This is a genomic window from Parasphingorhabdus pacifica (assembly GCF_054779195.1).
In genome coordinates this window covers 199,970-218,596 of sequence record NZ_BAAGYS010000021.1, presented here as the reverse complement: position 1 = coordinate 218,596, position 18,627 = coordinate 199,970, and the positions used below count along the sequence as shown (strand labels likewise).

The 18,627-nt window shown below is 66.7% G+C and carries 17 protein-coding genes and 2 pseudogenes; 10 read left to right on the top strand and 9 right to left on the bottom strand.

Annotation, left to right across the window (positions count from 1 at the left end):
* The first annotated feature begins 79 nt into the window (after window positions 1-79).
* Window positions 80-595 (top strand): GNAT family N-acetyltransferase, encoded by a 516-nt coding sequence (locus ACYVAN_RS24210; protein ID WP_460963477.1) that lies wholly within the window; start codon window positions 80-82, stop codon window positions 593-595.
* Here the strand turns inward: ACYVAN_RS24210 and ACYVAN_RS24205 are convergent.
* Entirely contained in the window at window positions 592-1,230 is a 639-nt protein-coding gene (locus tag ACYVAN_RS24205) for an acyl-CoA dehydrogenase family protein (protein ID WP_460963475.1), read from the bottom strand. The two genes, ACYVAN_RS24210 and ACYVAN_RS24205, sit on opposite strands and share 4 nt — an antisense overlap.
* Before the next feature lie 123 nt (window positions 1,231-1,353).
* Here ACYVAN_RS24205 and ACYVAN_RS24200 point away from each other — a divergent pair, with 123 nt between their 5' ends.
* Window positions 1,354-2,052: a class I SAM-dependent methyltransferase gene (locus ACYVAN_RS24200; RefSeq protein ID WP_460963473.1), complete on the top strand. Its 699-nt coding sequence runs from the start codon at window positions 1,354-1,356 to the stop codon at window positions 2,050-2,052.
* 72 nt (window positions 2,053-2,124) lie between these two features.
* Here ACYVAN_RS24200 and ACYVAN_RS24195 read toward each other — a convergent pair whose 3' ends face one another.
* From ACYVAN_RS24195 to ACYVAN_RS24185, 3 genes are read right to left on the bottom strand one after another with little or no spacing between them, the layout of a single operon-like run.
* The gene (locus tag ACYVAN_RS24195; RefSeq protein ID WP_460963471.1) at window positions 2,125-3,192 is read right to left on the bottom strand and encodes a prenyltransferase/squalene oxidase repeat-containing protein; all 1,068 of its coding nucleotides are present in this window, start codon (window positions 3,190-3,192) and stop codon (window positions 2,125-2,127) included.
* Window positions 3,185-3,910 carry a class I SAM-dependent methyltransferase gene (locus tag ACYVAN_RS24190; RefSeq protein WP_460963469.1) on the bottom strand — a complete coding sequence of 242 codons (726 nt, stop codon included), beginning with the start codon at window positions 3,908-3,910 and terminating at the stop codon, window positions 3,185-3,187. Before ACYVAN_RS24190 ends, ACYVAN_RS24195 begins: the two co-directional genes overlap by 8 nt.
* A 4-nt stretch (window positions 3,911-3,914) precedes the next feature.
* A complete protein-coding gene (locus tag ACYVAN_RS24185) occupies window positions 3,915-5,156 on the bottom strand; it encodes a glycosyltransferase family 4 protein (protein WP_460963467.1) in 1,242 nt (413 codons plus the stop codon).
* Window positions 5,157-5,292: 136 nt separating this feature from the next.
* Here ACYVAN_RS24185 and kstR point away from each other — a divergent pair, with 136 nt between their 5' ends.
* Entirely contained in the window at window positions 5,293-5,922 is a 630-nt protein-coding gene (gene kstR / locus ACYVAN_RS24180) for a cholesterol catabolism transcriptional regulator KstR (RefSeq protein WP_460963465.1), read from the top strand.
* A gap of 53 nt (window positions 5,923-5,975) precedes the next feature.
* On the opposite strand, the gene ACYVAN_RS24175 is transcribed toward kstR, so the two are convergent.
* Window positions 5,976-6,122: a hypothetical protein gene (locus ACYVAN_RS24175; protein ID WP_460963463.1), complete on the bottom strand. Its 147-nt coding sequence runs from the start codon at window positions 6,120-6,122 to the stop codon at window positions 5,976-5,978.
* A 229-nt stretch (window positions 6,123-6,351) separates the two neighbouring features.
* Here ACYVAN_RS24175 and ACYVAN_RS24170 point away from each other — a divergent pair.
* The 4 genes and pseudogenes from ACYVAN_RS24170 to ACYVAN_RS24155 all read left to right on the top strand — a co-directional run.
* Window positions 6,352-6,612, top strand: a pseudogene (locus ACYVAN_RS24170) (hypothetical protein); the annotation flags it as partial.
* Window positions 6,613-6,734: 122 nt separating this feature from the next.
* A pseudogene (locus ACYVAN_RS24165) lies at window positions 6,735-7,073 on the top strand (SDR family oxidoreductase); the annotation flags it as partial.
* Window positions 7,074-7,274: 201 nt separating this feature from the next.
* Window positions 7,275-8,144 carry a LysR family transcriptional regulator gene (locus ACYVAN_RS24160; RefSeq protein ID WP_460963564.1) on the top strand — a complete coding sequence of 290 codons (870 nt, stop codon included), beginning with the start codon at window positions 7,275-7,277 and terminating at the stop codon, window positions 8,142-8,144.
* A 68-nt stretch (window positions 8,145-8,212) separates the two neighbouring features.
* Window positions 8,213-9,115, top strand: coding sequence for an EamA family transporter (locus ACYVAN_RS24155; RefSeq protein WP_460963461.1), 903 nt, complete (start codon window positions 8,213-8,215; stop codon window positions 9,113-9,115).
* A 316-nt stretch (window positions 9,116-9,431) separates the two neighbouring features.
* Here ACYVAN_RS24155 and ACYVAN_RS24150 read toward each other — a convergent pair whose 3' ends face one another.
* Entirely contained in the window at window positions 9,432-11,312 is a 1,881-nt protein-coding gene (locus tag ACYVAN_RS24150; RefSeq protein ID WP_460963459.1) for an IS630 family transposase, read from the bottom strand.
* Window positions 11,313-11,449: 137 nt separating this feature from the next.
* On the opposite strand from ACYVAN_RS24150, the gene ACYVAN_RS24145 reads away from it, so the two are divergent.
* The 3 genes from ACYVAN_RS24145 to ACYVAN_RS24135 all read left to right on the top strand — a co-directional run bounded on the left by ACYVAN_RS24145 (window position 11,450) and on the right by ACYVAN_RS24135 (window position 15,557).
* The gene (locus ACYVAN_RS24145; RefSeq protein WP_460963457.1) at window positions 11,450-12,592 is read left to right on the top strand and encodes an Ldh family oxidoreductase; all 1,143 of its coding nucleotides are present in this window, start codon (window positions 11,450-11,452) and stop codon (window positions 12,590-12,592) included.
* 62 nt (window positions 12,593-12,654) lie between these two features.
* Complete coding sequence (locus tag ACYVAN_RS24140; RefSeq protein WP_460963455.1) at window positions 12,655-13,725, top strand: proline racemase family protein; 1,071 nt, start codon at window positions 12,655-12,657, stop codon at window positions 13,723-13,725.
* Between the two features lie 491 nt (window positions 13,726-14,216).
* Complete coding sequence (locus ACYVAN_RS24135) at window positions 14,217-15,557, top strand: MFS transporter (RefSeq protein WP_460963453.1); 1,341 nt, start codon at window positions 14,217-14,219, stop codon at window positions 15,555-15,557.
* 74 nt (window positions 15,558-15,631) lie between these two features.
* On the opposite strand, the gene ACYVAN_RS24130 is transcribed toward ACYVAN_RS24135, so the two are convergent.
* The 3 genes from ACYVAN_RS24130 to ACYVAN_RS24120 all read right to left on the bottom strand — a co-directional run bounded on the left by ACYVAN_RS24130 (window position 15,632) and on the right by ACYVAN_RS24120 (window position 18,599).
* Window positions 15,632-16,681 (bottom strand): NAD(P)-dependent alcohol dehydrogenase, encoded by a 1,050-nt coding sequence (locus ACYVAN_RS24130; protein WP_460963451.1) that lies wholly within the window; start codon window positions 16,679-16,681, stop codon window positions 15,632-15,634.
* A 140-nt stretch (window positions 16,682-16,821) separates the two neighbouring features.
* Entirely contained in the window at window positions 16,822-17,472 is a 651-nt protein-coding gene (locus tag ACYVAN_RS24125) for a nucleoside/nucleotide kinase family protein (protein ID WP_460963449.1), read from the bottom strand.
* The gene (locus tag ACYVAN_RS24120; RefSeq protein WP_460963447.1) at window positions 17,469-18,599 is read right to left on the bottom strand and encodes an ABC transporter ATP-binding protein; all 1,131 of its coding nucleotides are present in this window, start codon (window positions 18,597-18,599) and stop codon (window positions 17,469-17,471) included. The genes ACYVAN_RS24125 and ACYVAN_RS24120 overlap by 4 nt, the downstream gene beginning before the upstream one ends.
* Between the last annotated feature and the right edge of the window lie 28 nt (window positions 18,600-18,627).

Genomic DNA, 18,627 nt, shown 5'->3' with positions numbered 1-18,627 from the left:
TGTCTGATCTCGTGTCCACTCGGCTGGAAGCGTAGGCTCACGGGCCGGTCAGTCGAACACGAAATGGATCTGTGCCTCCATGAACACCCGCAATGCCTGGACAACGCGCGCCGAAACCAGCTCCGATATCCCGACCGTTCGGGATATCAACCTCGCCGCGTTCGAAAGGTCCGAGGAGGCCGACCTCGTCGACGCACTGCGCGCGGACACCGCCTGGATCGACGGACTTTCGACCGTCACCACTGACCAGGACGGCACCCTCGTGGGGCACGCGCTGATGACCCGCTGCCACATCGACGACGTCCCCGCCCTGTGCCTCGCGCCGTGCGCCGTCCTGCCCAGCCGACAGAATTCCGGCGCTGGTTCCGCGGCCATCAACGCCGCGCTGCACACCGCCAAGAACATCGGGGAGCGTTTCGTCGTCGTCCTCGGACACCCGACCTACTACCCCCGGTTCGGGTTCGTCCGAGCTTCCGAACACGGCATCGGGCTGAACATCACCGTTCCGGACGAGGCGCTGATGACTCTCGCCCTCGACGCTGACCATCCGCTGCCCGCAGGCATAGTCCGCTACGCCGAACCATTCGGCATCTAGCTCACACGGCGGAAAGCACCAGCCCGCTCGTCGGCACCCCGGTTCCTGCCGTGACGAGGACGTTCTCGGCTTGTCCGACCTGATTCACCCACCCGCCCCAGCGATCGCGAGAAGTCCGCGGCTTGCCGAGTTTCCACCCGAACACCAACGGTTTCCAGTTCCACGACGAGCCACTCGTCGTGCCCGGATCCGGTTCGCGCGGACAGCACGAGGTACGGGGCCTCACCGACACCGAGGACGAGTGGCAGCTCTCCGGAGACCGCGACGGCCACCTGTCCGCTCATCAGAGCGGGAAGGATCTTGGCCGCAACCGGAGAATCCGAATTCCACCCCAGCAGCACGCTCGCCAGGCAGGTCGGCAGTACGGACCCCGGCACCAATGCGGAAGCCGTCTCCTCCAGCGCAGTGGCGAGGTCGACGATGCCGGCTCCTGCACCTCCGGACTCACCCGGAACCGCGATGGAGAAGAGTCCGATCTCGGCCAGCTCTGCCCAGCCCAGCGCGGAATTCCGGGGCTGCTCCGAGGTTTCCCGTTTCGGCTCCCGGTTCCGAACAGTGGTGGTGTCGAACGTCGCCGCCCAGGCTCGGATCGACTCCTGCAGGTCACGCTGCTCGCCCGTGATCGCGATCGGCATGCCGCCTCCTGTTCACCGACCGCAGCATAATAGAACACGTTCTACTTATGCCGGAGTGAGCGTGCCGTAGGATGTACGAGCCCGGTGAGCATCCGCTTCCACGAACACTCCAGAGGAGGGCACGTGTCCCAGGGATCGACACGCACGGACTCGGAGCGCGCGGACCAGAGCCCGGCGAACACGGTGCCCCCGCTCCTGCGTGCCCAGGCCGAGCAGACCATCGGCTTCATGCCACCTGACGAAGGCCTCGCCCTCCACGAGACAGCCCTTCAGCACCTGGGCACCGGACTCGCCCTCGAGATCGGTAGCTACTGCGGGAAGTCCACGCTCTACCTTGGCGCGGCTGCCCGGGAGACCGGAGGCCTGATCGCGACGCTGGACCACCACCGGGGCTCCGAGGAGCATCAGGTGGGCTGGGAGTACCACGACCCCGACCTCGCTGACCCCGACACCGGGCGGCTGGACACGCTCGCGACGTTCCGCCGGACGATCGCCGATGCCGAGCTCGAGGACCACGTGGTGGCGATCGTCGGGAGCTCCTCGGCGACCTCGTCCTTCTGGCGCAGCCCGCTGTCCCTGCTGTTCATCGACGGCGGGCACACCGACGAGGCAGCGACAGCCGACTACGAGGGCTTCGCCCCGTGGGTCGAACCCGGCGGAGCGCTGGTCATCCACGACGTGTTCCCGAACCCGGCGGACGGCGGACAGGCGCCCTACCGGATCTACCGCCGCGCCCTCGACGGTGGCACCTTCCGCGAGGTCGGGGTGACCGGTTCCCTCCGGGTCCTTCAGCGCGTCAACGGACAGCCCGGCACGCTCTGAACTCGATCAACACCGACCGGGATCTCGTCGGGAACCGTTGTGCGAACGCGACCGGCGGCCGCGAGCGCGCTCTCAACCCACCTGGGCCTGCCGACACTCGCACCCGGTGACGGATAGCCCGTTCGGCAACGTCTCGGCGCGGAAGATGCCGGATCCCGGCGTGGTCCCGGACAGCGCGTCCGCGGCCAGGATGACCGCGGCACCGGTCCAGGTAGTGCGCTCCTCGGGCCACCGCTTGCCGTCGCTGTAGACCAATCCCGTCCAGTACGACCCGTCCGGATCACGCAGGTGTTGCATGGCGCTGAACAGCTCGACGGCCAGAGAGCGCTCGTCCAACGCTTCCAGGCTCAGCACGAGCTCGCAGGTCTCCGCGCCGGTCACCCATGGATGGTCGTCGACGCAGCGCACGCCCAAACCATCCGACACGAAGTCACCCCAGCGCTCGAACAGCCGCTCCCGGCCGGCCTGCCCGCGCACGGCGCCGGAGAGGACCGGGTAGTACCAGTCCATCGCGTAGCGGTGCTTCGGCGCGAATTCCCCGGTGTGATGCCGCAGCGCGTGGCCGAGCTTGCCCAGCGCCAGCTCCCAGCCCGGTTGCGGGCGACCGAGGTGGTCGGCGAGCGCGAGCGCGCACCGCAAGCTGTGGTGGATGCTCGAGCACCCCGACAGCAGAGCTTCGTCCGCCGGAACACCGTCGACCCCGACGACCCAGCCGATCCCGCCCCGGTCCTGCTGCACGCTGAGCACGAACTCGATCGCGTCCCGCACCGTCGGCCACATCCGCTCGGCGAACCGCTCATCACCGGTGGTCAGCAGGTGGTGCCACACGCCGACGGCGACATAGGCGCAGAAGTTCGTGTCGGCTCCGGCGTCCTCGACCACGCCGGAGCGCACCTGCAACGGCCACGATCCGTCCTCGCGCTGCATCCGCCGCGACCACTCGTAAGCGCCTTCGGCTTCGGCGACCAGTCCGGCCGTGGCCAGCCCCATGGCCGCCTCGACGTGGTCCCACGGGTCGACGTGACCACCCGCAAACCACGGCACGGCACCCGATTCCTCCTGGACGGAGGCGATGGACCTGGCTGTCGCGCGGGCGTCCGAGACCGAGAGCACGCCCTCCACCGACGGGCACTCAGGCAACGGCCACCTCCGGCTTGCGCAGGTAGACCACCAAGCTCTTGCCCAGCACGGGGTTCAGCAGCTGTTCGGCGGCGCGCGTGATCCACGGCTTGCTCATGAGGTCCCAGACCAGCAGCTGGTGGTAGGCCTTGGTCAGCGGGTGATCCGCGCGTTCCACGCCGACCGCGCACTTCAGCCACCAGTACGGCGCGTGCAGCGCGTGGGCGTGGTCGCGGTGCACCACTCGCAGACCGGCACCGCGGAGTCTGCTGATCAGCACGTCGGCCCGGTAGATCCGCACGTGTCCACCCTCGGCCTGGTGGTAGTCGTCGGACAGCGCCCAGCACACCCGCTCCGGCAGGTAGCTCGGCACGGTCGCCACCACCCGGCCGCCGGGCTTGACCACCCGCGCCATCTCGTGCATCGCCTTTTCGTCCTCCCAGAGGTGTTCCAGGATCTCGGAGGCGATGACGTGGTCGAAGTGATCGTCCGGGAAGGGCAGGTCCAGCGCGTCCCCCGCCACGGTGCGCGCCGAGGCCCCTGCCGGGACCTCTCCCTCCGACTCCATCGCGGCGAACAGGGTGCCCACATCCGCCAGGTCGGCCTCGTTCTGGTCGAAGGCAACGACCTCCGCGCCCCGGCGATACATCTCGAACGCGTGCCGTCCTGCTCCGCAACCGAGGTCGAGCACCCGTTGCCCCGCTCGCACACCGAGCGTGTCGAAGTCCACCGTCAGCACTGCTTCACTGCCTTTCTCCCATTGCCTCGATCGCCTCCGCGTAGCACTCGGCCGTCGCAGCGGCCACGGAGGCCCAGCTGTAGCGCTCCAGTACTCGGCGCGCTCCGTTCTCGCCCAGGCGCCGCCGACGCGCAGGATCGTCGAACAGCTCGCCCAGCGCTCTCGCGAGCTCCTCAGCGTCGCCCGGTTCGACCAGGTCGGCGCACTCCCCGTCCGCACCGACGACCTCGGGGATCGCACCCGCCCTGCTGGCCACCAGCGGTGTCGAGCAGGCCATGGCCTCCACCGTCGGCAGCGAGAAGCCCTCGTACAGGGAGGGCACGCAGGCGATCTCGGCCGACCCGAGCAGGGCCGCGAGCTCCTCGTCGCTGACTCCGCTGACCGTGCGGACCGCGTCCGTGATCCCGAGATCGTCGATCATGCGCTCGGTCGGCCCACCCGGCGTGGGACTGGCGACCAGAACGAGTTCCGTCGCGCGCTCGGTGCGCAGCTTGGCGACCGCCTCCAACAACGTGCCGATGCCCTTCAGCGGTGTGTCCGCGCTGGCCATCGCCACGATCCGGCCGGGGACGCGCTCCGCCTCCGGCGGACGGAAGATCGTTGAGTCCACCCCGAGCGGGACCACGCGGATGCGCTCGTGCGGCACGTCGAAGTCCGCACTGATGTCGTCGGCCGAGGAGTGCGAGACCGTCAGCAGCTGCGGGATACTCCGAGCCACTCGGGCCTGCATTCCCAGGAAGCTGTACCAGCGGCGAATTCCGAGCTTGCGCCGCAGCGTCCCGGCGGCGTCGAGCTCGACCCGGCGATCGTGGGTAATCGGGTGGTGCACGGTCGCGACCAGCGGGAGGCCGGCCTGCGGCAAGGACAGCAGGCCCGAGCCGAGCGACTGGTTATCGTGCACGATGTCGAACTCCCCCGCGCGGGCACGCAGCATCTTGGCGACCCGGCGGCTGAAGGTCCGAGGTTCGGGGAACCCGGCCGTCCACATCGTCCCGAGCTCCATGAGGTCGGTGGCATCGCGGATCTCGCGAGGATGCGGGGTGCGGAAGGGGTCGGAGTCGCGGTAGAGGTCCAAGCTGGGTACTTCGGTCAGCCGCACACCGGGATCGAGATCGGGATAAGGCTGCCCGGAGAAGACCTCCACGTCATGGCCCTGCTCGAGCAGTCCTCGGCTCAGGTGCCGCACGTAGACGCCTTGGCCTCCGCAATGCGGCTTACTCCGGTAGGACAGGAGCGCTACTCGCATGATTTGACCTCACACAGCCGCCGCAGCACGGACTAGGTAGACTGGAACATGTTTCGATCGTGGATCGAAGCTCAGCTTAACCCGCTCGGGTTATCGATCAACCAAGCCCGCAACTCACACCGAGGGGCCCCACTCCATGGAAGCGACGCCACGACGGTCAACGGCCACGTCGTCCGGCTGGAACCCACTGAACAGCGACGAAACCGGATCCGCCGCCCAGAATGCCCGTCGCAAGCGCATCATCGACGCGACTCTGGCCCTGGCGACGAAAGGTGGCTACGAGGCGGTCCAGATGCGCACGGTGGCCGAGCAAGCCGATGTGGCATTGGGCACACTGTACCGATACTTCCCCTCCAAGATTCACCTGCTGGTGACCAGCCTCGCCCGCGAGTTCGAGCGCGCGCAGGACAAGCTGGACCGCACCAAGATCCCGGGAGACACTCCCTACGAGCGGGTGCTGTCGGTCCTCGGACGCACGACCCGCACCCTCCAGCGCAATCCTCAACTGACCGAAGCGATGACCCGGGCGTTCATGTTCGCCGACACCTCGGCGGCCAACGAGGTCGATGCCGTGGCCTCACTCGCCGAGAACTTCTTCACCCGGGCCATGACCGGCGGCGAAGAACCCACCGAGGAAGAGCGGGCGATCGCCCGCGTGATCACCGATGTGTGGATGTCGAACCTGGTGGCGTGGGTCACCCGACGCTCGTCCGCTTCGGACGTGTCCAACCGACTCGAACTGACCGTCCGGCTGCTGCTCGACTGAGCTCGACCGATCGTGGCGAGCCGGGCGAGCAAGCCGCTGCCCGCCACGGCGAGTCACCCGCCGGCCGGGGGCTCTCCGACCCGGTACTCGGCGACACCGTCCACAATCGACGAGGACAGTTCCGCGCGGGCCACAAGTTCGGCGGGCTTTCCCGCCGGGTCTCCGGAACCGTCGCCGGCTGCGGCGTTGTGCGCCTCCACGGTCTCCCGCAGACCTGCCGGTCGATGCCCGCCCTTGTCGCCGTCCCCGCCACGGTCGTCCCCCGCACCGCCCGCTTGTTGAGCAGGTAGAGCGCCTGCAACAGCCGAGCATGGCGCCGTTCCAGCCTTTCCACCCGCGCGTGCAGCTTCTTCGCCAAGGCGGGAACGTAGAGACCAGGTTTCGCGGCCCGGCTACCGAGGAGCCGGTGCGCCGTGCGAACTCGGAACGGTGCACCCCGCAGGGAGGAGCACTCGACTCCACAACATCGTTTCCGGGTCTACTGTGGAGGTTTTGTCGTCCGCCGGGGTCTTCACGCCCCGCTCGCTCGATGCGGACCTGCTGCTGCTGGCAGGCGGCAGCGGGATAACCCCGGTGATCTCGATTCTGAAGTCCGCGCTCGAACGGGGAAATGGGCGGTTCGTGCTCGTCTACGCGAACCGGGATGAGCACTCGGTGATCTTCGCCGCCGAGCTGCGACGACTCTCCGAGCAGCACGAGCCAGGACGGCACTTCGCTGGGCACGACCCGGTCGAGCATCTTCGCACGCGGGGAAGGCGGATTCGGCGGTCACCGCGGTTCATCCAGGCGAGTCGAGATTCCCCGAACGCGAACCGGACCTCTCGCGAGACACCTCCACCCTGCCCCAGCAGGCGTTGCTCTACAGGCTGTGCGGCGACCGGAACCCGCTGCACGCCGACCCGGAATCCGCCGCAGCGGCGGGCTTTTCCCAACCGATCCTGCATGGGCTGTGTACCTACGGTGTGGTGTGCAAGGCGGTCTCCAGGTGCGGTCGCGACCTCGGCACTGAGGTGGTGACCGCCGACGACTCGCTGCGTCACCGAGTGGAGCAAGCGGCTCAGCTCGGTCGCATCGGGTCGGTGGAGGAGATCGCCGCCGCTGTCGTCTACCTCGCCTCGGACGCCGGATCGTTCGTCACCGGCAAGATCCTGGAGGTCGACGGGGCACCGAGCAGGCTTCCCTCGACCTCGGACTGCCGGACCTCTGATCTCCTCCCGGCACAACGCCGGTTCGCCGGGCTGGTAGCCGATGAGACAGCGCTCGCGCAAGCCTCCCGACTCGGCGCACCCGACCGGACTACGGCGCGGCAGGGGTTAGGAGAATCGCACCACCGGCGGTTATGCTTCCACAGCATGGATGTGGAACTGCGTCACCTGCGGGCGCTCGCCGCGATCGGCGATGAGGGCACGATCACGGGGGCCGCGGTCGTTCTGGCCATCAGCCAGCCCGCCCTGTCCCGCACTCTGGAACAACTGGAGAAGCAGGTCGGTGTGGTGCTGGTCGAACGCACCACACGTCGGCTGAATCTGACCGGAGCAGGGCAGCGGCTGTGGGAGCACGCGCACCGGATTCTCGCCCACACCGATGACGCCCTCGCTGAGGTGACCGCAGGGCCACGCCCGCTGTGCGTGGGGTTCGCCTGGGCCGCGCTGGGGCGCCACACCGTGCCGCTGATTCGCCGGTGGCGTCAGGACCATCCCGATGTCCCGCTGCGCATGCGCCGCCTGGACGATCCCGAAACCGCGTTGCGCCACGGCACCATCGACATGGCCTTCCTGCGGACACTTCCCGACGACGACGCCTTCTACGCATTGCCGCTGCTCCAGGAGTCCCGCCTGGCGGCGGTGTGCGACGACGACCCGTTGTCGACGGGGTCCGAGGTCACACTCGCCGACCTGGCCGACCGGACGATCGCACTGTGCCCCACCACCGGCACCACCAGTGTGCGACTGTGGCCCGAAGGCCAACGCCCACCGGGAAGTCTGCAGGTGGCCAACGTCGACGAGTGGCTCACCACGGTCGCCACCGGAGAGGCCGTGGGAGTAACGGCCGAAGCCACCGGCTACACCCATCCGCATCCGGGCGTGCGTTATGTGCCCATCGTCGATGCCGAGCCCATCACGGTCCACCTGGCCTGGGGTGTCCATCCCTTCCACACGGCCGTGGCGAAATTTCGCGACCACGCTCAGCGCACGGTCACCACCGCTGAGCTGGATTCATAACCGACAGACATGGATGAGGCGGGCCGAGTATTTCTCGGAGCCCCGGGTGCACGGCCAGTCTGGATGTCATGGACACCGGCACCACCACCACTACCGCCGCCCCAACCACCGGCTCACCGAGAACGCGGCCCGGGCGTGGGCTCGGAATCGTCCTGATGTCGGTCAGCGGCCTTTCCAATCAGACCGGTGCCTCCCTCGGTGCTCTTGCCTTTCCCGCCATCGGACCCGTCGGAGTGGTGGCGTTGCGGCAGTACGTCGCGGCGATCGTGCTCGTGGCCATCGACCGCCCCCGCTGGCGCGGCTTCACGTGGGCTCAGTGGTGGCCCGCCTTGTTGATGGGTGGCGTCTTCGGGGCGATGAACCTGTTGCTCTACAGCGCCGTCGAACGCATTGGCTTGGGCCTCGCGGTCACCCTGGAGTTCCTCGGTCCCTTGAGCATCGCGCTGGCACGCTCTCGTCGGCGCACCGACCTCGGCTGCGCCCTCCTGGCTGCCGCCGCCGTCGTGGTGCTCACCCGGCCTCAGCCCACCACCGACTACATCGGCATCGCCCTCGGAATGTCGGCGGCCGTATGCTGGGCGGCCTACATCCTCCTCAGCCGGACGGTCGGCCATCGCCTACCCGGTGCCCAAGGCTCGGCCACCGCTGCCACCTTCTCCGCGTTGATGTTCACGCCCGTCGGTGTCCACCTCGTCCTCGAAGGCCAGGTCACCACAGGTGCACTGTATTACGGCACGGCAGCTGGTCTGCTGTCCTCAGCAGTGCCGTTCCTGGCCGACCTGCTCGCCCTACGACGCGTCCCCGCAGCCTTCTTCGGGTTGTTCATGAGCGTCAACCCCGTCTTCGCCGCCACGATGGGTCTGCTCATGTTGGGACAGGCACTGCAGTGGTCCGAGTGGGCCGCCATCGCAGCCATCGTGGCCGCCAACGCCATCAGCATCCTCACGAGCCGACCGCACGCCACCCAGTAGTGCCTTGTTCACTTGGTAACCGGTGGGTGTGCACGTGGCAGGTGGGGCAGGAGTGCTGCGGAGGGCCAGGGGGGAGGTGACAGTGCCGGCCGGTGAAGGACCGGTCTTCGAAGTGGTCCAGGCCAACGTCTCCTCCCAGCACAGTTCTCCCAGGTAAGCCCGGAACTACCTGAACGAGCAACGGAACTCGCGTTCCGCAGCATTTGTACCCTGCCCACCGAACATCGCATCGCGGCAGAGCGACCGGGGCCTGCCATCGTCGACGTCCAACGAGTTCTCCGCCTACAGACGCACACTGTCGTTCGGCGAGCGCCGTTCAAGGTGTCGCGTGTCCTTGGGCGCTCGTCTCGGTGGCGTTCCGCGACTTTGCGGAGGTGGAGCTCTTGCGCGGGTCGCCGGGTTCGGGGGTGGCTTTACCGGCGATGGCGCCCCAGAGATCGGGATCGAAGTGATCTTCGGGTAGCTGGGCGGCCATGTAACGGACGCTGCGTTCGACCTTGACTCGCCACCGGCGTGCTGCATCGTCACCGTCGCCGTTGCGGATCGCTTCGAAGATTCCAGCGTTCTCGCGCGCGATGAGGTCGACCGCTGCTGTGCCGTAGTCCAGGTGCAGGATCGAGATGAACATCCGCAGTCGCATGGTGAGGCGTTGGAACATCAGACTTGTCTGGGGCAGGTTCGCTGCTTGTGCAATCGCGTCTTGAAAGCGCAGGTCGGCACCTGCGATGCGGGCGTGCTCGCTGCGTCGGGCGACTGCACTGACATCGTCCAGGGCGGCGTCAACGGACTTGAGTTCGGATCGGCGCAGCATGGCAACTCTACGCATGAGCAAGGTGCCCAGCATGGCCCGTGCGGCGTAGAGGTCGAGGATAGTGGTGGTATTGACGCGAGGAACGACTGCTCCGCGGTTGGGGAGCCGCTCGAGCATTCCTTCCTCGGTGAGCACACGCAGCGCCTCGCGGACGGGACCGCGGGAGACTCCGAGCCGGGCCGCCAGCGGTGCTTCCTTGACGCGTTGGCCGTGGTGGAACTGACCGGTGGCGAGGGCTTCACGCAGGAGTTCGACGATGCGGTCGGTGTTGCGTGGCACGCCGGACGACGTTGTTTCGCCGGTGAAGTCAGGTACCTCGGAGTTGGGCCAACTTGCACTTGAGTCCTTGTTCTGGCTCCAGTGGCCGGGGGCGCCGCCCCAGACAGAACTGGTTCGTTTGATCCACGAGAAAGGGCTCGTGTGCGGTGTCCAGGCGCTGCACCAGGCCCGGAGTCCCTCGCGCAGGCCTGCCAAGGAGGACGCGAAACCGGGCATGTTCTCGTGATCGTGCAGTGGATTGTTCGCCAGAAGGACCTCGACCTCGTCGATCCATGACGAGGTGGTGGGCACGTGGTCCTGCCGGAACCGGGGGTATCGCCGCACCCAGGCCTCAATCGCCTCGGATCCTGCGGAGTTCGGCCGGCTGTCGACGAGCAGGTGCACTCCTAAACCCGGGGCCACGCTGCGAATGACGTCCTCCAAGAACGCGCGCAGTGATGCGTGAGTCGTGGACGGGCTGTACGCGGCGCTCTTGCCGGGGAGCAATGCGAACGCGTTCGCTGCGGCGAGGATGTTTCTCGCTTCGGTGGAACGCCGGTCCGCTGGCAACGCTGGTGTGGCCGAGGTGGTTTCGCGTTGTGACAAGGACGTGGCGTGCTCGTCGACGGCGACGGCAAGAACCCGCAGCGGAGGGGCGATGAACAGTCCGGCGATGTCGCGGATCTCGGCGGAGACCAACGTGGTTCGCCCGTCCGGCCGCAGCAGCGGGCGGTCGGACCACGACTGGAGTCGGTGAGCGCGCCAGAGCCGACTCACGGTCGTCTGGCTGAGTCCGATATCCGCCGACATGGCGCGAGTTGACCAGGCTCGTCCGTTGGCGGGCAAGCTCAGAGTGCGTACGAGGAGCTGCGCGATGGTCTCGTCGCAGATCACGGGAGGCCGCCCAGGCCTCGGTCGCTCGTGCAGGCCATCCAAGCCATCGGACAGGAACCGAGAGCGCCACTTGCCGACCGTGTATCGGGAGACCCCGAGCCGTTCAGCCACGGCGGAGTTGGTGGCTTCCTGTTCGCACGCCAGCACGATCTGCGCACGCTCCGCCAACGCCCGGGGGCAGTTGCGGCTGTGGCTCCAGCTCAGCAATGTGGCGCGGTCTCTGTCGGTGATCAAGACTGGTTTGTTGGGCCTCCCGACCATAGGGCCAAGTGTAAACAAATTTATGCCTCGTCTGAAGCTTAGCGCCAAGGGAATGGCCGAGACATTGTTGACCACCGGGTGCTTCCGCATACTTTCTCGCTAACCCGGCCATGTTGTCGGATCTCACAAGGCACCGCGCGCTCCGAGCAGCAATCGGGAGATCGGTCGCTGCAGGAGCCGAGGAGTGCGACGTCGCTGCGGCGACGCACCGCGGCTCTACGCCTCTGGATCCGCGGAGGCCGGACCTCAAGGAGAAAGGATGTCCGTCGATGGCTGCGATTCATTGCGATGAGCTCACGGAGATGTGCCGCGACGCCCTGCTGTCCGTCGGCGTCGCAGCACGGGATGCGCGGGTGCTGGCGGAGGCGACAGTAGAAGCCGAGGCCCTCGGCAACCGGGCCGTGGGAGTGGCGCATCTCTTCGATTATCTTGATGGCTATCGCAAGGGGCGGATCAGCACGGCGGAGCAGCCCGTCGTGCACAGAGTGGCGCCGGCAGCGATCGACGTCGATGCCCGGGACGGACTCGCCCAGGTCGCGTTCACGGAAGCACTCTACGATTTCCAGGACGCCGTCCGAGAATGCGGGATCGCCACGCTCTGGATCAGGAGCTCGTTCACCTGTGGTGAGCTCGGCTACTACGTGCGACGCCTCGCCCGGAGCGGCAACATCATCGCGCTCGCCTCGGCCAACAGCCCTGCCCTGATGTCGCTGGGTGGTGCGGGACGGTCGATTCTCGGCACGAACCCGCTTGCTTACGGTATTCCTCGTCCGGGTATGCAGCCCGTCGTTATCGACCAGGCCTCGTCAGCGACGGCGTTCGTCAACATCCGGCGGGCGGCCGAAGCCGGGGAGTCCATTCCGGCCGGATGGGCGCTCGACTCAGAGGGTCAGTCCACCCAGGATCCGCGAGCCGCCCTCGAGGGCACGCTGTTGCCGTTCGGCGGCCATCGCGGCGGGAACGTCGCCCTGCTTATCGAGGTACTCGCGACGCTGTCCGGAGGGTCGTTCTCGCTGGATGCGGCTCCGTTCGACAGCGGAAGTGCTTCGCCGGGCATCGGTGTCTTCATTCTTGGTATCAACTCAGCCAACTTCCCTGGCTCGGCGGATCGACTGTCCCGGCACCTCGAGCATCTCCGGCATGACCAGCACGTCCACCTCCCGGCCCTCGAGCTGGATGAGACACCCACCTCGATCGAGGTCAGTGCTGAGTTGCTAGATCGCCTGAGGAACGCGAAACCTGCCGGTTCCTGACGACGTCGACGACGCGCATTCGTCAACGCGAGGTCCCACCACGTTCACTGGAAGGAGCGCGAATGTCCTACAAGCGGATGATCCAGTCCGTCGAGATCCACTCCGGCGAGCCGATGCGAGTCATCACCGGCGGGATCCCCCACATCCCCGGCGACTCCGTGTACGAACAGATGCAGTGGCTGGAGAAGAACGATGACCAGCTGCGGCTGATGATGCTGCGCGAACCTCGCGGCTACCCGCCGTTGTGCTGCAATCTGATCGTTCCGCCGAAGCACCCCGATGCTGCCGCCGGCTTCCTCATCATGGAGCAGGTGGAATACCCGGTGATGAGCGGTGGAAACACCATCGCCGTCGCCACCGTGTTGCTCGAAACCGGGATGATTCCCATGGAGGAGCCGGTCACCAGGTTCAAGCTCGAGGCCCCTGCGGGTCTGATCGATATCACTGCCGTATGCCGCGAAGGAAAGGTTGAGCGCGTAACTTTCGAGAACGTGCCTGCGTTCTCCGCGTATCGCGACGCTGTGCTCGACGTGCCGGAGCTCGGAAAGGTGACGGTAGACGTCGCCTGGGGTGGCATGTTCTACGCCATCGCCGACGTGGCGCAATTCGATTCCCTCGAACTCGTACCGGGGCGAGGACGGGACATCACCAGGGTCGCGGCTCTGATCCTGAAGGCGGCGCAGGACCAGTTGCCGGTGGAACACCCGGACTACCCGGGCATCGGTATCACCATCGCACAGCTCTCCGGCGCGACGGACAACCCGGAAGCCGACCGTAAGAACGCAGTCATGGTCGCGAGCGGGCCGGTCGATTTCGACAACTCCGCGACGTGGACCGGCGGGATCGACCGATGCCCGTGTGGCACGGGCACCTGCGCCAAGATGGCATCGCTCTACGAGAAGGGGGAACTCGCGCTCAACCAGCCTTTTCGACATGAAGGGATTCTCGGGAACGTCTACACCGGCGAGCTGGTCAGAGAGGTCACGCTCGGAGATCGAGTTGCGGTCGTCCCGACCATCAGCGGGCAGGCATGGATCACCGGCTACTGCACCCACGTACTCGATCCCCACGATCCGTATCCGAACGGATTCACGGTCGGCGACATCTGGGCGCCCGAGCAGAAGATCCTCTAGAAAGGGGACCGGTACCGGATCGAGGTGGGTCGCCCCGGACGGGACCGTCGCACAACGATCCAGCTTGGCCACGACGACCGCCTCGACCTGCTCATCGGTGATCGTGCGCGGAACCCCGCGGTACGGCTCGTCCACCAAGCCCTCCAACCGTCCGCCGTTGAAGGAACCGGCGGCGCCACTCACCTACCGTCTGCGGCCAGTTCTCCCAACTGAGCAACGAAGTCCTTAGTGGACTTTCTCGTCGCGCAGCCCAGCGCGATCCGGCAGCGCTGCGCCGACGCCTGCGACGACATCGCTCGACGCCCCACCGCTGCAGCGCCCAGGTAACCCATGGTGCAACCGATTATGTGATCACGCTTGAGGTTGCCTGTGATCACATCGAACCTACGTTCACTCCGTCGATGACCGGACTCCCCTCGCCTCGTCCGGCCGCAAAGACGCGCAACCGAGAAGCCCTCCAGCACAACGCTCTTGATCGTGAGGAGACACCGATGTCAGACGTCAGCGACAGAGTAACCGCACCACGCGATGTCGACCCGAAAGCCAAACGGCGCTTCCTGATCAGGCTTGTCGCCGTCCTCGTTGGAGGAATGTTCCTGGATGGCTACATCCTCGGAATCGTCGGCACCGTGATCGACAGGATCTCCACGGACCTGGCGTTCTCCCCGTTGTGGGAGGGCTTGATCGTGGCATCCTCGCTGATCGGCATCCTGGTCGGCTCGCCGCTCGGTGGCTGGCTCAGCGACAAGTTCGGTCGCAAGCCGCTCTTCATGATCGACATGGGCATCTTCGTCGTCGGTTCGGCCCTGCAGTTCTTCGTCGACTCTCCGACCGAGTTGTTCCTGGTGCGGCTGCTGATGGGGATCGCGGTCGGTGTCGAGTACGCCGTCGGCTGGCCGATGATGTCGGAGTTCGCACCGGCTCGGCTGCGGGGGCGGCTCATGGGACTGGGCCTGGTCGCCTTCTACACCGGGTTCATGGTCGCGTTCATCGTCGGCTACATCCTGACCAATGCGACCGATCTGAGTTGGCGGACCATCCTCGGCACGAGCACCGTGATCGCGGTCGCTCTGTTCGTGGCCCGTTTCGGCCTGCCCGAATCCCCGCGCTGGCTGTGGAGCAAGGGCCGCCATGACGAAGCCCGCGCGATCGCCCACCGCCGCCTGGAAGACCCCGCCGACATCACCGACCTCGAGTCCGAGCACACCCGCAAAGGCTCCTTCGGGATGCTGTTCTCCCGGCGGTACTGGCGAGCGACGCTGTTCACCTCGATGTTCTGGTTCTGCGCGGTCACGCCGTACTTCGCGATCGGCTCCTTCGCCGAGAGCGTGCTGACGTCCTACGGCCTGAGCGACGGGCTGGCAGGCGGAGTAGGCCTGTCCGCGCTCGCGACCGCGGGCGTGATCCTCACGGTTCTGCTGATCGATCGAGTCGGCCGCCGCGTACTGACCGTACCGCCCCAGTGGCTGTGCGCTGCGCTCCTCGCCATCATCGGACTGTGGACGGGCGCTCCCCCTGCCGTCGTGCTGATCTGCTTCCTGGCGTACTCGTTCTTCAACGCGGGCTACAACACGTTGACCGGGATCTACCCGGCAGAGGTGTTCCCCACCGAGATTCGCGGGATCGGAACAGGGTTCGCAACGGCCGTGAGCCGAGTGGGCGCGGGCGCCGGGACCTTCCTGCTGCCGTGGTCGATGACGAACCTCGGTCCGGGGCCGACAATGCTGTTTGCCGCCGGACTCACCGTCCTCGGCGCCGCGCTCTCCCAGTGGCTGGCTCCCGAAACGAAGGGGATGACTCTCACCGAGACGGCCGCAGGACACTCGCACTAGACTCGAGCGCGTATCGAGACGCCGGGAGCCGTCAGCGGTGACTCAGCACGGTGACCGCAACGGCTCTCGGCGGCCTACTCGTACGGCAGCACGATGCTCTTCACCACCGTGTCATCGCGTGCGGATTCCGTCAGTGCTCGTTCCACCTGATCCAGACCGAACCTGTGGGTCACCAGCCGATCGAGATCGACCGTTCCCGAGGTGGCGAGCGCGATCGCGGTCGGCCAGGTGTTGGCATAGCGAAAGGTTCCGGTCACCTCGATCTCGCGGCTTTGCACATGGCCGAGCGGCAGCGGGATCTCGTCACCACCCATCCCGACGAGCACGACTCGACCGGCACGGGAAACAGTGCGGATGGCTTCTCCGATCGCGGGAGGAAAGCCCGAGCACTCCAACAGCACGTCAGGTTCGAAACCCGCCGTTGCCAACGGTGCCCGGTCAACGTCGATCGTTGCGGTGGCTCCTAGCTCGGCGGCCAACTCCAGCCTGTGCGGTTTGACGTCGCTGACGACCACTTCGGTGGCTCCGAATGCACGTGCCGTCTGTGCGGCGACGAGCCCGATCGGACCGGCTCCGGTGATCAGCACTCGTGAGCCTGGTTCCACCCGCGCTTTTCGGCAGGCCCACACCCCGACCGACAGCGGCTCGCACAGTGCGGCGGCTTCGTCGGAGAGCGTATCCGGCACGGGGTGGGCGAATTCCTCGTGCAGCGTGGCGTATTCGCAGAACACTCCGTCGGTGGGCGGCGTAGCAAAGAACCGCACCTCCGGGCAGAGGTTGTAGCGTCCGGAACGACACTGCTCGCAGGTGAAGCACGGAACACCGGGCTCCAGTGCGACCCGTTGACCCACCTCGAGCCGGGTTACCCCCGGACCGCGGTCAACGACGACGCCACTCGCCTCGTGCCCGAGAACGAGCGGCCCTTCCAGCACGTGCTCGCCGATCCGGCCTTGTTCGAAGTAGTGGGTATCCGACCCGCAGGTGCCGACCGCCCGCACTTCGATGAGCACCTCGTGCGTGCCGGGCCGCGGTACCGACCGGTCTTCGACAACCACCTCCTTGGTTCGGCGCAGTACCGAGGCACGCATGATGTTCGGGATCCTGCTCGTTCCGGAGTCTGACATCGATTTCCTTCGTCTGATTGAGTTCGACACCGCGGCAGCCGCCGGTTGCTCAGGTAGGCGGGTCGTTGGAGTACCGGTCGATTGTCGAAGTACCGACCGTTCCGGAAGTCAACCCGGCGGGTTTCGGACAGCGCAGCCGGTCACAAGACATCGCCGTGGACGATCAGGTCTGCTCGGGCACGAGTCGGTGCCACCAGAGTCGCGTTGTGGTCGTCACTGTGTTGCAACCAGTCGTCGGCCTGGCCCGGTGTCTTGCCGTGGGCCACGTGCCGCCGGACGAGCCGTGTCCGACGGAGGTCGTCCTCGGGGGCCAGAAACCAAGCCTCGTCAAGGAGCCCCCGCACCCCAGACCATGGCCCGTCGTCCAGCAACAAGTAGTTCCCTTCGGTGATCACCAGGGGCACTTCGGGCGGAACGGCGATCGATCCGGCGTACGACTCTTCGACCTCGCGGTGGAACTGCGGAGCGTAAACGGTCGCACCGGCCGGTTCCCGGATCCGGCGCAACAACGCCAGATAGCCGGCGGCGTCAAACGTGTCCGGAGATCCCTTGCGGTCCCGTCTACCGAGCCGGCGCAGTTCCGCCTCGGCGAGGTGAAATCCGTCCATGGGAACCAATACCGCCGACTGCCCGAGCGCACCGAGCAGCGTGTCCGCGACCGTGCCCTTCCCCGAGCCCGGCGGGCCGGCGATTCCGAGGATGCGTCGCGCACCCGGCTCGGCGAACTTCCGCGCACGCGCGATCAGGTCCGCGATGGTCGCATGGTGCGTCGATGACTTGATTCCGGTCACGCTCGCGTCCCGACTTCCTGCGACACTTGACTTTCGTTGATTCGGGCACCGGTCTCGGGGTGGAACAGGTGCACACGGCCATCACCGTGGCGCAGGCCGATCGTCTCGCCCAATCGACCGGGGTTACGGATCGACGACCGCGCCACCAGCTGGATCAGCTCGGCGGCGTGGTCGTCGGCGACGTGGCCGTGCACGTACGACTCACTGCCGAGCTCCTCGATCAGGTCGATCCGCACCTCGATGCCCTCCCTGGGAGACGCGATGTCGAGTTGTTCCGGCCGCAGCCCGAGGGTTACCGAGGACAGACCCAACTCGTTCAGCGCGCTCAGCTGGTCACTCTCGAGCGGTAACGTGCTTCCCCCGACTGCGACCCCCTCGGACGTCACCTGTGCGGACACCAGGTTCATCGCCGGCGACCCGATGAAACCCGCCACGAACGCGTTGACCGGGTAGTCGTAGAGCTCGGTGGGGGTCGCGAACTGTTGCAGCTTCCCGTCCTTGAGGACCGCGACCCGGTCTCCCATGGTCATCGCTTCGACCTGGTCGTGCGTGACGTATACCGTCGTGGTCCCCAGCCGTCGTTGCAACGCGGCGACCTGTGTCCGGGTCTGCACGCGCAGCTTGGCATCCAGATTCGACAACGGTTCGTCCATGCAGAAGACCTGGGGGTCGCGGACGATCGCCCGGCCCATGGCCACGCGCTGCCGTTGCCCGCCCGACAGCTTGGCAGGCTTGCGATCCAGGAAATCGGTGAGGTCGAGCAGTTCGGCCGCCTTCTCCACGTGACCGCGTCGCTCCGCTGCGGGGATGCCGCGCATCTTGAGCGCGAACCCCATGTTCTCGGCAACGGTCATGCTCGGGTACAGAGCGTAATTCTGGAACACCATCGCGATGTCCCGGTCTTTCGGTGGCACCCCGACCATGTCCTCGCCATTGATCGTGATGGTGCCCTCATCGATGTCCTCGAGGCCCGCGAGCATGCGGAGCGCGGTGCTCTTCCCCGATCCGGAAGGTCCGACGAGCACGACGAATTCGCCGTCCTCGATCTCGAGCGACAGTCTGTCCACGGCGGGAGCGTCGGCTCCCTCGTAGAGACACGATGCGGACTTGTAGGCGATTTCAGCCATGATGGCTCCTCGAGTAGATCAGGCACAC